Source organism: Gordonia sp. NPDC003504 (assembly GCF_053587995.1).
In genome coordinates this window covers 176,079-193,258 of sequence record NZ_JBSFPC010000002.1, presented here as the reverse complement: position 1 = coordinate 193,258, position 17,180 = coordinate 176,079, and the positions used below count along the sequence as shown (strand labels likewise).

Here is a 17,180-nt window from a genome sequence, read left to right as displayed (position 1 = left end):
GCGACCATAGGCCACGGCTATGACCGCATGAACGTGAATCTACTTGTGAAGCAACACCGGTCATGGTGGATTCGAAGGACCGGCAGCAAGGGAAGGACACGACCATGACCGACGCAGTGATCGTCGACGCGGTCCGCACACCGATCGGACGACGCGGGGGAGCGTTGTCGGGAATCCACCCGGCCGACCTCTCCGCCCACGTCCTCGAGGCGCTCGTGGGACGCACCGGCATCGATCCGGCCGACATCGACGACGTCATGTGGGGATGCGTCAGTCAGCATGCCGAGCAGGCCGGCAACATCGCGCGTACCGCGATCCTGGCCGCCGGCTGGCCGGAGAGTGTTCCCGGCACCACCATCACCCGCGCCTGCGGCTCGAGTCAGCAGGCCATCGCGATGGCGGCCGCCGCGGTCATCTCCGGTCAACTCGACGTGGTCGTCGCCGGCGGGGTGGAATCGATGAGTCGCGTTCCGATGGGCAGCGCCGCCCCCAACGGGGAACACCAACCGTCGACCGTCCTCGACCGCTACGGTGTGGACCGCTTCAGTCAGGGCCTCGGCGCCGAGACGATGGCACGCCGCTGGGGCCTCTCCCGCACCCGACTCGACGAATACTCGCTGCGCTCACACGAACTCGCCGCGGCCGCCTCCGACGCCGGAGCCTTCGACGGGCAACTCGCCCCGCTACCCGGGGTGCTCGAGGGCGACGAGGGAATCCGGCGCGGCGGCTCGCTGGAATCGATGGCCAAGCTGCGCACGGTCTTCGACGAGAACGGAGTGATCCACGCGGGCAACGCCTCCCAGATCTCCGACGGTTCCGGCGCGCTGCTGATCATGTCGAGTGCTCAGGCCGCCGCCCGCGGCCTGACGCCGCTGGTCCGCATCCACACCACCGTCGTCACCGGCGACGACCCGGTGGTCATGCTGACCGGACCGATCCCGGCCACCGCCAAAGCCCTTGCGCGATCCGGACTCTCGATCGGCGACATCGGCGCCTTCGAGGTGAACGAGGCATTCGCGCCGGTGCCGCTGGCGTGGCAGATCGAGACCGGTGCCGACGAGAAGGCCCTCAACCCGCTCGGTGGGGCCATCGCCGTCGGCCATCCCCTCGGCGGTTCGGGGGCCATCCTCGCCACCCGGCTGGTCCACCACATGCGCAACAACGGTATCGGCCACGGCCTGCAGACGATGTGCGAGGCGGGTGGCATGGCCAACGCCACCATCTACGAACTGCTCGGCTGAGCACTCGCCTCAATCCCCAGGAGAATTCATGGAACTCAAAGGTCTCTCGACCGCCGTCACCGGCGGCGCATCCGGTCTCGGGCTCGCCACCGCACAACGCATCATCGATGCCGGCGGGCAGGTCACCCTCATCGACCTGCCCACCTCCGACGGAGCCGCGGTCGCCGAATCACTCGGCCCGGCAGCAGCTTTCGCCGCCGCCGACATCACCGACGCCGAACAGTTCGCGGCCGCCCTCGACGTCGCCGACAATCGGGGTGGGCTTCGGGCGCTGGTGCACTGCGCCGGTGCGGGCCGACGCATGCGCATCCTCGACCGCGAAGGTAAGGCCGGGTCGGCCGACGACTTCGAGTTCGTCCTCCGCCTCAACCTGATCGGCTCCTTCCACGCCCTCTCGCTGGGGGCCGAACGGATGGCCCGCCTCGACGACATCGACGGTGAACGCGGCGCCATCATCATGACCGCGTCGGTCGCCGCCTTCGAGGGCCAGATCGGTCAGATCAATTACAGCGCTTCCAAAGCCGGCATCGTCGGCATGACCCTGGTGGCCGCGCGTGACCTGGCGAGCAAACTCATCCGGGTCAACACCATCGCCCCCGGCACCATGGACACGCCGCTGCTGGCGCGTCTGCGGGACGATGTCCGGGCGTCGCTGGCCGCGAGCATCCCCAATCCGTCGCGGCTGGGCAAGCCGTCGGAATTCGGTCAGCTGGCCGTGTCGATCCTGGAGAACAGCTACCTCAACGGCGAGACCATCCGGCTCGACGGCGCCATCCGGATGGCGCCGCGATGAGCGAACTCCATTACCCGGCACTCACTCTCGCCGATCTCCCGGCCGGCATGGCGCACCTCTACCCGGGATGTGCGGCGGTCGTCGACGGTGACACCGTCCTGACCTACGACGACCTCGACGTGCGTACCGCCGCGGTGGCCGCCGGGCTGCGGGCGGTCGGGGTGGCCGAACGAGATGTGGTGGCACTGCATCTCACCAACAGCGTCGAGTTCGTCGTCGCCTATTACGGTGCGTTGCGCGCTGGTGCCGCGGTCACGCTGATCAATCCGGCGCAACCGGTTGCGGGTCTGCGGGGCCAACTCGTCGAGACCGCCGCCGTGGCGGTGTTCACCGGAGCACAGCAACTCGACACCCTGTTGGCCGCAGCCGATTCCGCGTTGCGGGCGGTGATCCTCGTCGACGGCGAGGCGGCCCCGGCCGGGGTGATCACCCTCGCCGAACTGACCGCCGACGCCACCGGGGTTCCCGAGCTCACGATCACCGGGGACGACGTCGCGCACCTCGCCTTCACCGGCGGCACCACCGGGGTGTCCAAGGGCGTGCAGGTGTTGCACCGCAACGTGATCGCCAACGCCACGCAGATGATCGCCTGGCGGGCGGGACACGCCGTGACCGAGGACGCCGACGGTGGCTTCACGCTGGTGGCTCGAGAAGACTCGAATCGCGGCGTGGTGCCGGGAGCTGCTGCGACCGTGGTGGTCTCACCGCTGTTCCATGCCCACGCCCTGATCAACATGTCCTTCCTGCTGTTGTGTGGCGCCACCCATGTGCTGGCGGTGACCGGCGCGCAGCGGTTCGATCCGGCGCGGATGCTCGAGCTCATCGAGACCCACCGCGCCACCTACATCACCGGGAGCCCGACGATGTGGCATGCGCTGGCCGCGCATCCGGACGTCGCGACCCGGGACCTGTCGTCGGTGCGGGTGGTCTCGTCGGGGGCCGCACCGATCGATCACGTCACCCTCGAGCGGCTGGCCGCCGCGTTCCCGCACGGCTCGGTGGTGGAGGGTTACGGTCTGACCGAGGCCACCTGCCTGGTGTCGTCGGCACCACTGACCGCCGGTGCATCGGGGATCGGTGACTACCGTTTCGGCAGTGTGGGATTGCCGACCTTCGACACCCAGGTGCAGATCCGCTCGCTCGACGATCAAGCGACGGTGCTCGCACCGGGCGAGCGTGGCGGGCTCTGGGTGCGCGGCCCGCAGGTGACCGCCGGCTACCTGAATCATCCCGATGTCACCGCCGCGCAGTACGTCGACGGGTGGCTCGACACCGGCGACATCGCCTACCTCGACGACGACGGTCACCTCTACATCTGCGACCGCGCCAAGGACATGCTGATCTACAAGGGGTACAACGTGTATCCGCGTGAGCTCGAGGAGATCCTGGTGACCCACCCCGACATCTCCAGTGCCGCGGTGGTGGCGCGGGAGGTCGGCGCCAAGGGGCAGGAGCCGGTGGCATTCGTGGTGGCCGAGGGCGGTCATCACGTCGACCCCGATGCCGTCATCGGCTTCGTCGCCGAACAGGTGCTGCCGTACAAGAAGATCCGCGACGTCATCGTCGTCGACGCCCTGCCGACGTCGGCGGCGGGCAAAATCCAGAAGGTGGCGTTGCGGGCCCAGCTCGCGGCATGCTGAATCACGACATTCTTTTGATCGTTCACGAAGGAGAAGGGCAGACCCCATGCGCGACGTGGTCATCTGTGAACCGGTTCGCACCCCGATCGGCCGCTACGGCGGCATGTTTCAGGCGTTGACCGCCGTCGAGCTGGGGGTGAGCGCACTGTCCGGCCTGCTCGAGCGCACCGGTATCGCGCCTGACGTAGTCGAGGATGTGATCCTCGGACACTGCAACGGCAACAGCGAGGCGCCGGCCATCGGCCGGGTGGTGGCGCTGGACGCCGGACTGCCGACGTCGGTACCCGGCATGCACATCGACCGTCGCTGCGGCTCCGGGCTGCAGGCCGTCATCCAGGCCGGCTATCAGGTGGCCGCCGGTGACAACGATCTGGTGATCGCCGGCGGCACCGAATCGATGAGCAACGCCTCGTTCTACTCCGTCGACATGCGCTGGGGTGGCGCACGCACCGGAATCACCATGCACGACAGTCTCGTTCGCGCGCGTTCGACCGCCGGTGGCAAGAACTACCCGGTGCCCGGCGGGATGATCGAGACCGCCGAGAACCTGCGTGAGCAGTACGACATCTCCCGCGCCGAGCAGGACGAACTCGCCGTCGAATCCCATCAGCGGGCCGTCCGCGCACAGAAGGACGGCATCCTGGCCGAGGAGATCGTCCCGGTCACCGTACGGAACCGGAAGAGCGAGAACGTCATCGACACCGACGAACATCCGCGCGCCGACATCTCACTCGAGGCCCTGTCGGGTCTGCGGCCGATCATGGGCAAGACCGACCCCGACGCCACGGTGACCGCGGGCAATGCCAGCGGCCAGAACGATGCCGCGTCGATGTGCATCGTCACCACCCCCGATGTCGCCGAGAAGCGTGGGCTGCGACCGCTGGTGCGGCTGGTGTCCTGGGGGCTGGCGGGAGTGCCGCCCCGCACGATGGGTATCGGACCGGTCCCGGCCACCGAGAAGGCCCTGGCCAAAGCGGGTTTGGCGTTGTCGGACATCGACGTCATCGAACTGAACGAGGCATTCGCGGCGCAGGCCCTCGCGGTCACCCGGGAATGGGGTTTCGGCCGGTTCTCCACCGGCAGTGCCGATTTCGCGCGCACGAATGTCCACGGCTCCGGTATCTCACTGGGACATCCGGTCGGTGCGACCGGCGGCCGCATGCTCGCCTCCCTCGCTCGGGAACTGCACCGGCGCGAAGCCCGCTACGGTCTCGAGACGATGTGTATCGGCGGTGGTCAGGGCCTGGCCGCGGTGTTCGAGCGGGTGAGCTGGCACCTGTAGCCACGCGTTCTGTGTAAAGCCCGCTTGACATGTCATGTCAAGCGGGCTTTACTCGTGGCATGGCGGATGGGGAGTCACCGGTACGGGTGGCGCGGACCCGGAACGCCATGCGACAGGCCGATCTGGCATCGGCGGTCGGGGTGAGCAGGCAGACGATCGTGTCGCTGGAGCGTGGCGATTACGCGCCGTCGGTGTACTTGGCGTTGCGGATCGCACGAGCTCTCGGTGCGACCGTGGAGGAACTGTTTCCGCTCGATGATCGGAAGGAATGACATGGGTTCAGCACGAAGAACTCTCCCGAATCTCGTCCTCGGACCCGAAGACGCCTCCTGGGGGGATGAACGAGAACGGGCGGTCCTGCTCGAGGGCTACGCCTACATCTATTCGGTGATGGCGGTTGCGCTGTGGATCCTCTCAGCGGTGGCTGCCTGGTTCATCCCGATCTGGGTCACGATCGGCTTGTGGCTGGTACTGATCGTGCCGGCGATGGAATGGCAGCGGTTTGCCAAGGCGCGTGGCGTCGACGCGCAATCGCTGGTCTACGCTCGTGCCTCACGGCGACGCGTCCTCGGTCTCGGCGTGATCACGGGAGCGTGTTCAGTGTCCATGGCCCTCGCGGTCATCCTCGAGATCACTCCGTCCGGCGACTCGGCCACGATCGTCGGAGCGATAGTCGGCGGGGTGGCCGGCGGCACGGCCGCCTACCTGTTTGCGCGACATCGGGCAAAGAGATCGGAGATTCGTCGGATCGCCGACGACCTGGATTCCTGAGGAGGCGGCGGCCGTCACTCCCGCTGGTCGAGTGCGCACGCGAAGCGAGCTCGTCGTGTGTCCGCCGGGCCGAGCTTGTCGAGGTCGAGACCACCGCAATCCGAAAACCTCACGCACGCAACAGCACTCAACCGTGGAACCTCCTCGACCCCGACATGCCCGACTCGGCGGATACGGCTCCTCAGCCTCCGATCATCGCCCGCGCGGTATCGGCAAACGCCTGACCCGCCAACGACAGAGCGCCCGGATCGAAGACGAGCGCGAAGGTCCGCGCGAAACGCGGACTCATCGGGCGCACGACGGCGCGGTCGGCGACAGCTTCGGCGATCTGCCGTTCGAGGAGGCTGCCGCCGATCCCGGCGAGCACCATCGGCAACCGTTCCTGCCGATGCGCGGAGATCACCGCGTGGGGTAGTCGAACCCCGGATTCGCGGATGGCGCTTTCGATCTCGTCGGCCACCGAGCCGCCCCTCGGGACAAAGATCATCGGAATGAGTGGCATGTCCGCCACCGCCACCGGACCGTCAGGAAGCTCGGTGCCCGGTGGGCAGACCAGCCAGTACTCGTGCTCACCGAGCACGATGGCGTCGAGATCGTCGGACACCGTGGACAAGTGGGTGATCACGAACTCGCAGCGACCCTCCTCGAGCATGGTCGCGGCCAGTTCCTCGTCGCGAAGATCGCCCAGATGAACGGTGACACTGGGATGGTCGAGCCGAAAGCGCTGGATCAGGTCGGTGACGGCTTGTCCCTCGACAAAGGGCGAGGCCAGGATCTCCACCCGGCCGGTCACCTCACCGCCGGCCGCCGACAGTGCATCGTCGACGGCGCCGACGTCGCGGATGATCTGCCGTGAGCTACCCACCAGGGCGCGGCCGGCGGAACTCGGCACCATACCGCGACCGATGCGGTGGAACAGTTGCACCCCGAGCTCCCGTTCCAGAGCCCGAAGTGCTTGGGACACAGTCGGTTGGGTGACGCCCAACGCGGTGGACGCGCCGCCGATGCCGCCGTGCTCGACGACGGCGAGGAAGTACTCGACCTGACGTAACTCCACGGCTCACCACACCGCCACGTCGTCGAGTGGACCGGGATCCGAGCCGGGTGCCGACGGCGAACCGAGCACACCGCGCGCGGTGGCGATGAACGCCGCCGCCGCGGGCGACGGTTGACCGGACCGCAGGACCAGGCCGTAGTGGCGTCGCAACGGCGGCCGCAACTCGTAGACGGGCAATGGCGGTGCCTCGTCGGCGGCCACCGCCCGCGGCGCGATGGTCGCACCGACCCCGCGTGACACCAGATCCCACGTCACGTTGGGATGTGCCGAATCCACGACCACGTTGCGGGCGCCGTCGGCGACGATCCCGGCGAAAACCGCGGCACTGGCCTGATCGGACAGATCGACAATCAACGGCAGGTCACGAACACGCGCGTGTGACAGTCTGCCGTCGGCGTCGGGTAGGTCGTCGTCGACGATGCCCGGTGCGGCGACCAGCACCAACTCCTGCGTCCCCAGCGGCACCGCGGTGAAACTCGCATGGTCGGCGTCGGAATCCATCACCCCGATCTCGGCGTCGCCGCTGCGCAGCGCGGTGAGGATGCCGGCGGGGCCGTCGGCGGCGGTGATCCGCACCAGGACGTGATCGAATCGCGTGCGGAAGGCCCGTACCAGCGACACCAGCGGATCGATCGCGAAGGAGGCATCCGCGACGATATGCACACGTCCCGAACGCAATTCGCGGACCGCCGCGACCTTGGCCTTGGCGCGGTCGACGTCGGTCAGGATGCGTCGCGCGGCCACCTCCACCCGGCGTCCGGCGTCGGTGAGTTCGAGGCGACGGCCGGCGCGGTCGAACAGGGTGACACCGAGACGACGGTCGAGGGTGCGGATGGCCTGCGACAGCGACGGCTGCGAGATGTAGAGCGCCTGAGCCGCCTTGGTGATGCCGCCGTGGTCGATGACTGCGACGAAGTAGGTGGCGAGATGCAGGTCCACCCGTCGATCCTAGGCCAACCGCGCCCGTGGCCCGGCCACCACCGACGGCGACGTCCAGGACTGTGGCACACGGGCGAAGGAGCCGGTGGCCGGGGCCATCACGGGGCGATACCCCGCGGGCGGGCCGTGGCGTGCGGTCATCTCCCGATAGGCCTCGACACCGGTGGTGGGCTTGCGCGTCAGGGTCGGATCTGTCAGCACGTCGACCTGATACAACCCGAAGCGTGAGTCATAGGTACCCCACTCGTAGTTGTCGGTGATCGCCCAATGGTTGTAGCCGACGACGGGCAGTCCCTCGCCGCGGGCCCGCTGAAGCCAGAACATCGTGTCGCGGATGAAGTTTCCGCGGGTATAGCCGTCGGCCCGCGGTTGGCCGTTGTCGGTGGGCATCCCGTTCTCGACGATGTACAGCGGCTTGCCGGGGAACGCCCGGGCGTAATGGTGGCACGCCTGATAGATGTCGTCGGGTTGCGGTGTGATCCGGGCGAACTCGCTTGTCGCACCGTAGATCGCGGTGAGGTTGCTGAGCGCGGCACCGTAGTAGTAGTCAATCCCGATGAAGTCGAGAACGTCGACAACCCGATCGAAGAACATCGCGTCGGTCACCGGCGTCACCGCAGGCAGGAACGCCTCGTTGACGGCGACGCGTGCCTTCGGGTTCGCTGCGTGCGCCACCCGGTGGGCGATGCGATGCCCCTCGGCGACGGCATCGAGGAACCGCGGCAGATCGCCGGCAGTGATCGCGCCGATCTCCATCTCGTGGCCGTAGAACACGAGTGGCTCGTTGAAGCTGATCCACATCGTGCAGGCTTCGGCGTAGCGGGCGGTGATCATGCGCGCATATCGCTCGAAGTCACGCAGGGTGTCCGAAGCGAGGAACCCGCCCTGATCGGCCACCCACCCGGGGTACACGTAATGCACCAGGGTGATCATCGGGCTCATACCCAGCGACCGGATCGTCGAGATCACCGCGTCGTAATAGGCGAGCGCCGTCGGATCGTAATGTCCGCGGCGCGGTTCCACGCGCGCCCATTCGATGCCGAGCCGGAACGTGTTGAGCCCCAAACCCTGTGCGAGTCGTAGGTCCTCGGCGTAGCGGTGCCGGAAGTCGACGGCAGAACGTACCGGATCGACGGTGCCCGCGGCAGCCGCGCGGTCGGTGTAGCGGCGCCAGTTGGAATCCGGGTTGAATCCCTCGCATTGGAAACCCGAACTGGCGACGCCGAAGTGGAAGCCGTCCGTCCACCCGGGAACCGGTGCCGCGGAGACAAACGATGAATCATTCAGTGCGGCAACGGCCTTCGATACCACCGGGGTGCCGGCCATCAACCCGGCAATACCCATGCCGGCACCGGTGAGAAGGCGTCGGCGCGATAGGCCGGGGCCGGATGGGGGCGGGATCATACGAGCATAGTAGTCAGCTCCCGGTCCACTTCGGGGCACGTTTCTCGGCGAAGGCCAAAGCGCCTTCTTGTGCGTCGGCGGAGGCGAAGATCGGGTCGAGGACACTGCGCTGTGCGGTGACGAGGTCGGGATCGGTGTAGCGGATCGCCATGCCGACCACCTCCTTGGTGGCGCGGACCGCGAGCGGGCCGTTGGCGGCGATGCGTGCGCCGAGTTCCCGCGCGCCGTCGAGCGCCCCGCCGGGGGCGGTGAGGACGTTGACCAGGCCGGCATCGTGCGCACGCTGGGCGGTGATCGGGTCTCCGGTGAGGGCGATCTCCATGGCCAGCTGATAGGGGAGGATCTTCGGCAGCCGCAGCAGGCCGCCGGCAGCGGCTGCGAGTCCGCGCTTCACCTCCGGCAGACCGAATTTCGCGTTGTCGGCGGCGACAATCAGATCCGCGGACAGGGCCAGCTCGCAACCACCGGCCAGGGCCCAGCCCTCGACCGCGGCGATCAACGGTTTGCTCGGCGGCTTCTCGGTGATGCCGCCGAAGCCGCGACCGGGAACGCTCGGAACCTCGCCGCGGGTGAAGGCCTTGAGGTCCATTCCGGCGCAGAAGGTTCCACCCGCTCCGGTGAGGATTCCGACGGTGATGTCGTCGCGGGAATCGAACTCGTCCATGGCGGCGGCGAGGAGTTCGGCGACCTCGCTGTTGACCGCATTGCGCGCCTCGGGGCGGTCGATGGTGAAAACGGCGACGCCGTCGGCGAATTCGGTTGTGACCGGACTCATCGGGAGATGTCCTCTCGGGAAGTGGAATGCGATGGTGTGGATGTCGACGCGATCGGGAACCACCCGATGGGTTCGGTGCCGACGCCCTTGATGAGTCCGCGTTCGGCCAATACCAACAGGTGGGCATTGGTCTCGCGCAACGCCATTCGGCTAAGAGGTAACGACAGCTGCTCGAACGGCCGTGACCAGGTGACCGACCGGGTGATCTCCCAGGCGGTGGATCCCGGTGCGTTGGTGATGGTCTCGGCGATCTCGGTCAGCCGCTCCTCATGATGGGACAGCAGGTCGGTGACGCGGTCGGACAGGCCGCGGAATCGGTACTCGTGCGACGGCATCGCCTCGAGATCACCGAGGTGCTCGGTATTGGCCAGTGAGGTCAGATAGTCGGCGAGTGGACTCCGGCTCTGGAACGGGTTGGTGGAGACGTTCGGACTGATCCGGGGGAGCAGATGATCGCCGGTGAAGATCACCCCGGCGTCGTCGTCGGCGAAACACAGATGCCCGGCCGTGTGACCGGGTGTCCAGATCGCGCGTAGGTTCCAGCCGGGGATGTCCAGGGGTTCGCCGCCGTCCAGTTCGACGTCCATCGTGCGGCCCTTCGGTAGACGCACGATCTCACGGATTCCGGCGTCGACGATCTCGGTGGGAGCGCCCAGATCCACGAGATCGAGCTGGGCGTCGGTGACTTGGCGGGCCACCTCCTCCTCGTCGTGATGACGCAGGAACCGGGCGTCGTTGCGGTGCATACCCAGCCGCGGATCGGTGTGCTCGAGCAGACGGGGGACCAGACCGAAGTGGTCGGGGTGCAGGTGGGTGATGAAGACATCGGTGATGTCGGAGAGGTCGTGCCCGGTGGCATGAATCCCCGCGACGAGGGTGTCCCACGACTCGTCGGTGTTCCAGCCGGTGTCGATGAGAGCCAGTCCACCGTCGGCGGTGACCAGCGCGTACACCAGGATGTAGCGCAGCGGATTGCCCGGCATCGGCACCGGAACGGAGAACAGGCCGGGACGGACCTCCTCGACCGGTGGGAGAACCTTCTCAGCCCATGCCTCGCGCTGTCGGTGGCCGGTGACCACCACCGACAAGCCCGTCGGCTCGGTATCCGATGCAGTGCTCATCGATCCATACGATCACGGGATAGGTGCATCGGGCAACCATTTCTGGGCTCATACATCGTGAGGTAAACCCTATGTGTCCCAGATGTGCTCGGACGTTGACACCGCAGGGTGCGACGGTCAGGGTGGCGCAGTGGGCTTCGATGATGCGACCTCTGCTGACCCCGCCGGTGACGCCGGCGCCGACGGCGGGTTGCCGTTGGCCGGCTTGACGGTGGTGGCCGTCGAGCAGGCGGTTGCCGCGCCGCTGGCCACCCGGCACCTTGCCGACCTCGGGGCGCGCGTCATCAAGGTGGAGCGGGTCGGGGAGGGGGATTTCGCCCGCAACTACGACGCCGCGGTCGAGGGTTTGGCGTCGCATTTCGTGTGGCTGAACCGCGGTAAGGAGTCCTTTGCGGTCGACCTCAAGTCCGAGCTGGGTAAGCAGCAGGTGCGCCGCCTCATCGGCCGCGCCGATGTCTTCCTGCAGAATCTTGCGCCGGGCGCCGCGACCCGCCTCGGGTTGGATGCGGGCACACTGCGGGCCGGTCATCCCGAACTCATCGTGGTCGACATGAGCGGCTACGGCACCCATGGCCCGATGTGTGACCGGAAGGCCTACGACATGTTGGTGCAGGCCGAGGCCGGACTGATCTCGGTGACCGGTACCGCCGAGCACGCCACCAAGACCGGCGTACCGACCTCCGACATCGCCGCCGGGATGTACGCGCTCACCTCGATCCTGTCGGCGCTGGTGCGTCGCGGCGTGACCGGCCGCGGCGCAAGCATCTCGGTGTCGATGTTCGACGCCACTGTCGAGTGGATGGGCCACGCCATGTACATCCAGATGTACGAGGATCGGCAGATCCCACGCTGCGGGGTGGGGCATGCCGCGATCGTTCCCTACGACGCCTACCCGACGCGCGACGGCGAGATCCTCATCGGCGTTCAGAACGACCGCGGTTGGCGCGCTCTGGTGACCGACGTGTTCGGTCGCCCCGACCTCGCCGACGACCCGCGCTACGCCACCAACATCGAGCGGGTCGCCCGCCGCGGCGAGGTCGACGGACTCGTCGCCCACTGCACCCGCGACTTCTCCAGCGCCGACCTCGACGAGCGGTTGGCGAAGGCCGGCATCCCGGCCGCCCAGATCCGCGACGTCGCAGGTCTGGTGGAACATCCCCAACTCTCCGCCCGCGACCGATGGCGCACCGTCGACACGGAGATCGGCTCGATCCGAGCACTGTTGCCGCCCATCACCTTTGACGACGTCGAACTGTCGATGGGTGCGGTCCCCGCCCTCGGTGAGCACACCGATGCCATCCTCGCCGAACTCGACGACGAGTAGCGAACCGTCCGCGCGAACCGGTTGCAAAAAGTGGGGGAAGAATCTTCTTCCCCCACTTTTGTCACCCCGGGGCTCATGGCCCGGTGATCCACTCACTCCACGTGGTCAGGGCCGCCAGGGTATCGGTCAGTGGTGTGACGCCGATGCCCGGTCCGGTAGGAACGGTCATCCGACCATCCTGTGCCGCAAAGGGTTCGGTGATGTCGGTGTGGAAGTAGCGTGCCGACGAGGAGATGTCGCCGGGCAGGGTGAAGCCCGGGAGTGAGGCCAGTGCGAGGTTGGCGGCGCGGCCGATTCCGGTCTCGAGCATGCCGCCGCACCACACCGGGATTCCGTGCGCGGCGCAGACGTCGTGGATGCGGGCCGCCTCGAGGTATCCGCCCACGCGGCCCGGTTTGATGTTGACGATGTCGACCGCCCCGCGGGTGATCGCGTCGGCCGCCCCCGCGGCCGACAGAATGGATTCATCGAGACACACCGGTGTCGTCGAGATCTGGCGCAGCCGTGCGTGACTGGCGAAGTCCTCCTCGTCGAACGGCTGCTCGATGAGCAGGAGGTCGTACTCATCGAGGCGGGTCAGATGACGCAGATCGGCCGGACTGTAGGCGGTGTTGGCGTCGACCTGTAATGGGAGGCGTGGACCCCAGCGGTCTCGCACGGCCGCGACCGGCTCCACATCCCACCCGGGCTGGATCTTCAGTTTGATTCTGCCGTAACCGGATTCGAGATATCCGGAGACCTCGTCGAGCAGGGCGCCGATGTCGTCTTTGATGCCGACGCTCACCCCGACCGGCACCGACGTCGCGGTACCGCCGAGTCGGGACGCCAATGACATCCCTGCCGACCGTAATTCGGCGTCGAGGACCGCTGCCTCCAACGCCGCCTTGGCCATGCGGTGTCCCTTGATGTGGGCCAGGCGTGGCGCCACCGCAATCGCAGTCAGGTCGTCGGCGTTGGTCACCGCCGGAATCAGGAAGCGCCGCAGGACGTCTATCGCTCCGTCGGTGTACTCCGACGAATACACCGGCTCGTCGATACTGACGCATTCACCCCACCCCTCCGCGCCCGGGGTGACCACCCGCACGAGAAGGGCGTTGCGGCTGCGCTCGACGGCGAAGGATGTGCGAAATGGTGACACCAGCGGGAGTTCCACCCGCCGCAACTCTACTCCGGTGATCTTCACGACGCTCCGTTCATCGGGTTGCGTTCACGCTCGGTTGCCGGACCGAAGACATAGCACCCCGATCGCAGGAAGCTCACCGGACGGACCGGCCCATCGGACAGCAACGGCGACAATGCGTCTCGCGTCACCTGCCGCCAGCGTGACGCCGCTACGGGATGTACTCGACGCATCGCCTCGATGTCCCGCGGAATCTCCACCAGCACGGTGTCCCCCGGACCGGGCTCCTCGGTGCCCGATATCGGATGCGCCGGGTCCATCGTGTCGATCGCAGCGACCCCGCCGGCGGCACGGAGATCGCCGACGGGGTCGATGGCGTTGCGGCCCACCGTGTCCGGTCCATCGATCGCCCAGCTCATCACCATCCGGTCGGATTCGTCCATGCCGCCGAGTTCGTCGCCGATCGCGCCATAGAAGTCACGGTGATAGGCCACCGGTACGGCACCGAGTTTGGCGATATTGAAGTAGGCGTTGCGTGCCACCAGCGGATCGAAGGTCCAGGTGATTCGCGACAGTCCCTGCGCGCGCGCCCAGTCACGCTGATGCAGTTTGAGCGCGAATCCGACCCGACGTCCGGTGCCGCGGCGCGACACCCCGGTCATGTGACTGTGCAGAACCTCGCCGACCGGGGCGCCGAAGAAGGCGACGGTCCCGCCGGCCAGTTCGCCGTCGACATACGCTCCGACGACGTAGTTGCCGGCGTGCGACAACGCCTTGAGCATGTCGACGCTCACCGGACGATTCGTCGGATCCGGGTGCCACACATCGTCGAACACCCGGGTGAGCGCATCGAGGTCGTCGGTGGAACTCAGTTCGCGAATCCGGACGCCCGGAAAGTCGTTGGGGAATTTGGAGTCTGCGGTCATGGCGGGCCCACTACCTGGTCAGGGCTCGATGAGAAGTCCGGCGGGTTCCTCGGCGGCGTCAGCGGAATCCCATAGGGCCATCAGTTCGGCGAGGATCTGGGTCGAGGCACCCAGCGCACTGAGGTGACTCTCACCGGGAAGCTCGTACAGCTTGGCATCACTCAACAGCGAAACCATATGTGTCCCATGAGCATACGGGATGATGTGGTCGTGATCGCCGTGCCACCACCGCACCGGGGTGGAGATGTCGGCGACGCGGAAACCCCAGTCGCGGGAGAACGCCAGGATGTCGGCGAACGGCGCGTCCATCCGGCGGCTCCCGCCGTGGAGCAGGTCGTCGAGGAACATCGCCCGGAACTCCGGGCGGGCGAGCAGTTCCCGGTCGGCGCGCGGAGACAGTTGCCCGTAGAGGCGGATCGCGGGATCGGCGATGGGCCGGGCCACGCCCAGGAACGAGCTGATGACCTTGCCCACCGGTGCGCCCGCCACACCGACGATCGGTGCGGCGAGTGTCCCCAGTCGCATCGCCCCGCCACCGATGGCCTCGGGGCCGACGGTCGGTGCCACGCCGCCGACGATCCCGGCGGCCACCACCCGGTCGGGGAAGGCGTAGGCGGAGGCCAGGGCGTACGGGCCGCCGCCGGACATGCCGATCACCGCGAACCTCTCGATGCCCAGTGCCTCGAGTACCGGTTCGAGATCGGCGGGAAAGTCGGCGACCTTCTGGTAGCGGTGGGCAGTGGAACTGCCGACACCGGGCCGGTCGAGGCCGATCAGACGGATGTGGTTCTCGGCGGCGTAGGCGCGCGCCTCGGTCGGGATCTGCCTGCGCGCACCCGGCGTGCCGTGTAGCCAGATCACGGTGCGGCCGGTGGCCGAACCGAACTCGGCGAAACCGATACGGCGTCGTCCGGCGTCTACGGCCACCGAACCCTCGATCTTCGGGCGGTCGATTTCCATCATGTGATCAGGATCGCACTTTGGCCGCGTAGGGGCGTAGTCGGGGTTGACGCGCGGCGTCTCGTCCCCAGGTCCCCGGAAGGATTGTCGCGTACCGTCGTACTGGTGAGTACGTCAGTGGTGGAGCGGGTGGCACGAGCCTTACCGTTGGGGCAGTCGCCCTACCCGCGGGTCCGTGATCTGCCAACCGGCCGCATGGTCGAACTCCCGGGTCGGGGCGCCACCTTCGTCACCGATTCCGGTCCGGCCGACGCCCCGGTGATCATCTTGCAGCACTCGGTGATGACGACCGGCCTGTTGTGCTGGTACCCGACCATCCCCGAATTGAATCAGCGGTACCGGGTAATCACGCTCGACCACCGCTGGCACGGCCGGGGTATCCGGTCCACCGAGTTCAACCTGCTCGACTGCGCCGACGACGTGGCGGCACTGGCCGATGTCCTGGGCGTCGAACGCTTTGTCGCAGCCGGGTTCTCGATGGGTGGTGGCATCTCGCAGCTGGCGTGGCGTCGGCATGCCGATCGCGTCGCCGGCCTGGTGCTGTGCTCGACCGGACCGTTCTTCAGTACGCACGATCCGCGGCTGCGTGAACAGGCCAATCGCACCGGTCGCCTCCTCAAACCGGTCTACAAGGTGATCCCGCGATCATCGGGCCAGACCCTGGACAAGCCGACCTCCAACACCGTGGTGTGGGGGATGCGCCAGTTCCTGTCCACGCCGCTGTCGCACACCGGTGACTTCGGAGAAGGCCTGGGTCGCTTCGATTCTCGTGACTGGCTGCACCAGATCGACGTTCCGACGGCGGTGGTCGTCTCGACTCGAGACAAGACCGTGTCGCCCGAACGTCAGCAGCTCCTGGTTGACGGCATCCCCGGGGCGCAACGGTTCGACGTCGACGGCGGGCACGCCTGCTGCGTTCTCGGCGCTGACAAGTTCGTCCCGCAGTTCCTCGATGCGGTCGACGCGGTGGTGACCGCGGCCGATCTGAGTACACGGCCACGGCTCATCCTGCCCTGAGGTCGCCTCGGCCATCCGGGTTGATTCGCCGGTCGGCGGCCACGATCGGCGCCGTCGCCGGATCCGGCGGTAGGTCGATCCTGCGGTAGGTCGGCCGGCGCATCGGCATCGCCACGACCCCACATACGACGAGACCGATACCGCAGTCGGGGGTCGCGGTATCGGTCTCGTGTGCGATGACGCCGATCGGTTCGTCACCGCTCCCTGTGAGAAGGGAGTCTCAGAATATCAAGTGGCCTGCGATTTCAGGAAGGCTGAACGGCCTCGATTTCGAGGGTGATGGTGATCTTGTCGCCGACGACCACGCCGCCGCCCTCGAGCGGCATCTCGATGTCGATGCCGAAGTCCTTGCGGTTGATGACGGTGTTGGCCTCGAAACCGGCGACGGCGCCGTGTCCCATGCCCGGGTTCTGGCCGTTGAACTCGAGATCGAGCTCGACCTGCTTGGTGACGCCCTTGAGGGTGAAGTCACCGACGAGCTTGTAGTCGTCGCCGGCGGGGCGGACGTCGGTGGAGACGAAGGTGGCGGTCGGGAACTTCTCGGCGTCGAAGAAGTCGGCCGACTTGATGTGCCCGTCACGCTGGGCGTTTCCGGTGGTGATGGAGGTGACGTCGATCTCGGCCTGCACCGACGGGGTGCCGTCCTCGGCGACGGTGATGGTGCCGCTGAAGGTGTCGAACTTGCCGCGGACCTTGCTGACCATCAGGTGCTTCACGGAGAAGCCGACGGTCGAGTGGGTCGGGTCGATGGTCCAGGTGCCGGCGGCGATCGGTGCGGTGACGGTGGGGGTGCTCATGGTGGCTCCTACG

The 17,180-nt window shown here is 67.3% G+C and carries 17 protein-coding genes; 8 read left to right on the top strand and 9 right to left on the bottom strand.

Going from position 1 to position 17,180, the window contains the following annotated elements:
• Positions 1-104 precede the first annotated feature (104 nt).
• Genes ACWDPV_RS05080 through ACWDPV_RS05055 form a run of 6 tightly spaced genes read left to right on the top strand, consistent with a single transcriptional unit; the run spans position 105 to position 5,727 of the window.
• Entirely contained in the window at positions 105-1,241 is a 1,137-nt protein-coding gene (locus tag ACWDPV_RS05080; protein ID WP_348808777.1) for a thiolase family protein, read from the top strand.
• 28 nt (positions 1,242-1,269) lie between these two features.
• A complete protein-coding gene (locus ACWDPV_RS05075) occupies positions 1,270-2,034 on the top strand; it encodes an SDR family NAD(P)-dependent oxidoreductase (RefSeq protein ID WP_348808778.1) in 765 nt (254 codons plus the stop codon).
• Entirely contained in the window at positions 2,031-3,674 is a 1,644-nt protein-coding gene (locus tag ACWDPV_RS05070; RefSeq protein WP_348808779.1) for a class I adenylate-forming enzyme family protein, read from the top strand. Before ACWDPV_RS05075 ends, ACWDPV_RS05070 begins: the two co-directional genes overlap by 4 nt.
• 46 nt (positions 3,675-3,720) lie before the next feature.
• A complete protein-coding gene (locus ACWDPV_RS05065) occupies positions 3,721-4,956 on the top strand; it encodes an acetyl-CoA C-acetyltransferase (protein ID WP_348808780.1) in 1,236 nt (411 codons plus the stop codon).
• A gap of 59 nt (positions 4,957-5,015) precedes the next feature.
• Positions 5,016-5,228, top strand: a complete 213-nt coding sequence (locus ACWDPV_RS05060) for a helix-turn-helix transcriptional regulator (RefSeq protein WP_449742032.1) — start codon at positions 5,016-5,018, stop codon at positions 5,226-5,228.
• 1 nt (position 5,229) lies between these two features.
• Positions 5,230-5,727 carry a hypothetical protein gene (locus ACWDPV_RS05055; RefSeq protein ID WP_449742031.1) on the top strand — a complete coding sequence of 166 codons (498 nt, stop codon included), beginning with the start codon at positions 5,230-5,232 and terminating at the stop codon, positions 5,725-5,727.
• Between the two features lie 181 nt (positions 5,728-5,908).
• On the opposite strand, the gene ACWDPV_RS05050 is transcribed toward ACWDPV_RS05055, so the two are convergent.
• From ACWDPV_RS05050 to ACWDPV_RS05030, 5 genes are all read right to left on the bottom strand, one after another.
• A complete protein-coding gene (locus ACWDPV_RS05050) occupies positions 5,909-6,784 on the bottom strand; it encodes a LysR family transcriptional regulator (protein ID WP_449742030.1) in 876 nt (291 codons plus the stop codon).
• A 3-nt stretch (positions 6,785-6,787) separates the two neighbouring features.
• Positions 6,788-7,723 (bottom strand): LysR family transcriptional regulator, encoded by a 936-nt coding sequence (locus ACWDPV_RS05045; RefSeq protein WP_449742029.1) that lies wholly within the window; start codon positions 7,721-7,723, stop codon positions 6,788-6,790.
• Between the two features lie 9 nt (positions 7,724-7,732).
• Entirely contained in the window at positions 7,733-9,049 is a 1,317-nt protein-coding gene (locus ACWDPV_RS05040) for a family 1 glycosylhydrolase (protein WP_449742429.1), read from the bottom strand.
• Positions 9,050-9,140: 91 nt separating this feature from the next.
• On the bottom strand, positions 9,141-9,902 hold the full coding sequence (locus ACWDPV_RS05035; protein ID WP_449742028.1) for a crotonase/enoyl-CoA hydratase family protein: 762 nt from the start codon (positions 9,900-9,902) through the stop codon (positions 9,141-9,143).
• A complete protein-coding gene (locus tag ACWDPV_RS05030) occupies positions 9,899-11,023 on the bottom strand; it encodes an MBL fold metallo-hydrolase (protein ID WP_449742027.1) in 1,125 nt (374 codons plus the stop codon). The genes ACWDPV_RS05035 and ACWDPV_RS05030 overlap by 4 nt, the downstream gene beginning before the upstream one ends.
• A 130-nt stretch (positions 11,024-11,153) precedes the next feature.
• On the opposite strand from ACWDPV_RS05030, the gene ACWDPV_RS05025 reads away from it, so the two are divergent.
• Positions 11,154-12,347 (top strand): CaiB/BaiF CoA transferase family protein, encoded by a 1,194-nt coding sequence (locus ACWDPV_RS05025; RefSeq protein WP_449742026.1) that lies wholly within the window; start codon positions 11,154-11,156, stop codon positions 12,345-12,347.
• Positions 12,348-12,420: 73 nt separating this feature from the next.
• On the opposite strand, the gene menC is transcribed toward ACWDPV_RS05025, so the two are convergent.
• The 3 genes from menC to ACWDPV_RS05010 are packed head-to-tail and all read right to left on the bottom strand — an operon-like array spanning position 12,421 to position 15,356.
• The gene (gene menC, locus ACWDPV_RS05020) at positions 12,421-13,530 is read right to left on the bottom strand and encodes an o-succinylbenzoate synthase (protein ID WP_449742025.1); all 1,110 of its coding nucleotides are present in this window, start codon (positions 13,528-13,530) and stop codon (positions 12,421-12,423) included.
• Positions 13,527-14,393, bottom strand: a complete 867-nt coding sequence (locus ACWDPV_RS05015; protein ID WP_449742024.1) for a GNAT family N-acetyltransferase — start codon at positions 14,391-14,393, stop codon at positions 13,527-13,529. Before ACWDPV_RS05015 ends, menC begins: the two co-directional genes overlap by 4 nt.
• An 18-nt stretch (positions 14,394-14,411) precedes the next feature.
• Positions 14,412-15,356, bottom strand: a complete 945-nt coding sequence (locus ACWDPV_RS05010) for an alpha/beta fold hydrolase (protein WP_449742023.1) — start codon at positions 15,354-15,356, stop codon at positions 14,412-14,414.
• A gap of 192 nt (positions 15,357-15,548) precedes the next feature.
• Between ACWDPV_RS05010 and ACWDPV_RS05005 the strand changes: the two genes are divergently transcribed.
• Positions 15,549-16,370: an alpha/beta fold hydrolase gene (locus ACWDPV_RS05005; protein ID WP_449742428.1), complete on the top strand. Its 822-nt coding sequence runs from the start codon at positions 15,549-15,551 to the stop codon at positions 16,368-16,370.
• A 245-nt stretch (positions 16,371-16,615) separates the two neighbouring features.
• Here ACWDPV_RS05005 and ACWDPV_RS05000 read toward each other — a convergent pair whose 3' ends face one another.
• Positions 16,616-17,167, bottom strand: coding sequence for a YceI family protein (locus ACWDPV_RS05000; RefSeq protein ID WP_449742022.1), 552 nt, complete (start codon positions 17,165-17,167; stop codon positions 16,616-16,618).
• Positions 17,168-17,180 lie beyond the last annotated feature (13 nt).

Coding starts and splice junctions, on each gene's coding strand:
- ACWDPV_RS05065 (WP_348808780.1), top strand. CDS start 3,721: ATGCGCGACGTGGTCATCTGTGAACCGGTTCGCACCCCGATCGGCCGC.
- ACWDPV_RS05010 (WP_449742023.1), bottom strand. CDS start 15,356: ATGATGGAAATCGACCGCCCGAAGATCGAGGGTTCGGTGGCCGTAGAC.
- ACWDPV_RS05075 (WP_348808778.1), top strand. CDS start 1,270: ATGGAACTCAAAGGTCTCTCGACCGCCGTCACCGGCGGCGCATCCGGT.
- ACWDPV_RS05060 (WP_449742032.1), top strand. CDS start 5,016: ATGGCGGATGGGGAGTCACCGGTACGGGTGGCGCGGACCCGGAACGCC.
- ACWDPV_RS05070 (WP_348808779.1), top strand. CDS start 2,031: ATGAGCGAACTCCATTACCCGGCACTCACTCTCGCCGATCTCCCGGCC.
- ACWDPV_RS05030 (WP_449742027.1), bottom strand. CDS start 11,023: ATGAGCACTGCATCGGATACCGAGCCGACGGGCTTGTCGGTGGTGGTC.
- ACWDPV_RS05035 (WP_449742028.1), bottom strand. CDS start 9,902: ATGAGTCCGGTCACAACCGAATTCGCCGACGGCGTCGCCGTTTTCACC.
- ACWDPV_RS05055 (WP_449742031.1), top strand. CDS start 5,230: ATGGGTTCAGCACGAAGAACTCTCCCGAATCTCGTCCTCGGACCCGAA.
- ACWDPV_RS05080 (WP_348808777.1), top strand. CDS start 105: ATGACCGACGCAGTGATCGTCGACGCGGTCCGCACACCGATCGGACGA.
- ACWDPV_RS05005 (WP_449742428.1), top strand. CDS start 15,549: ATGGTCGAACTCCCGGGTCGGGGCGCCACCTTCGTCACCGATTCCGGT.
- ACWDPV_RS05015 (WP_449742024.1), bottom strand. CDS start 14,393: ATGACCGCAGACTCCAAATTCCCCAACGACTTTCCGGGCGTCCGGATT.
- ACWDPV_RS05040 (WP_449742429.1), bottom strand. CDS start 9,049: ATGGCCGGCACCCCGGTGGTATCGAAGGCCGTTGCCGCACTGAATGAT.
- ACWDPV_RS05000 (WP_449742022.1), bottom strand. CDS start 17,167: ATGAGCACCCCCACCGTCACCGCACCGATCGCCGCCGGCACCTGGACC.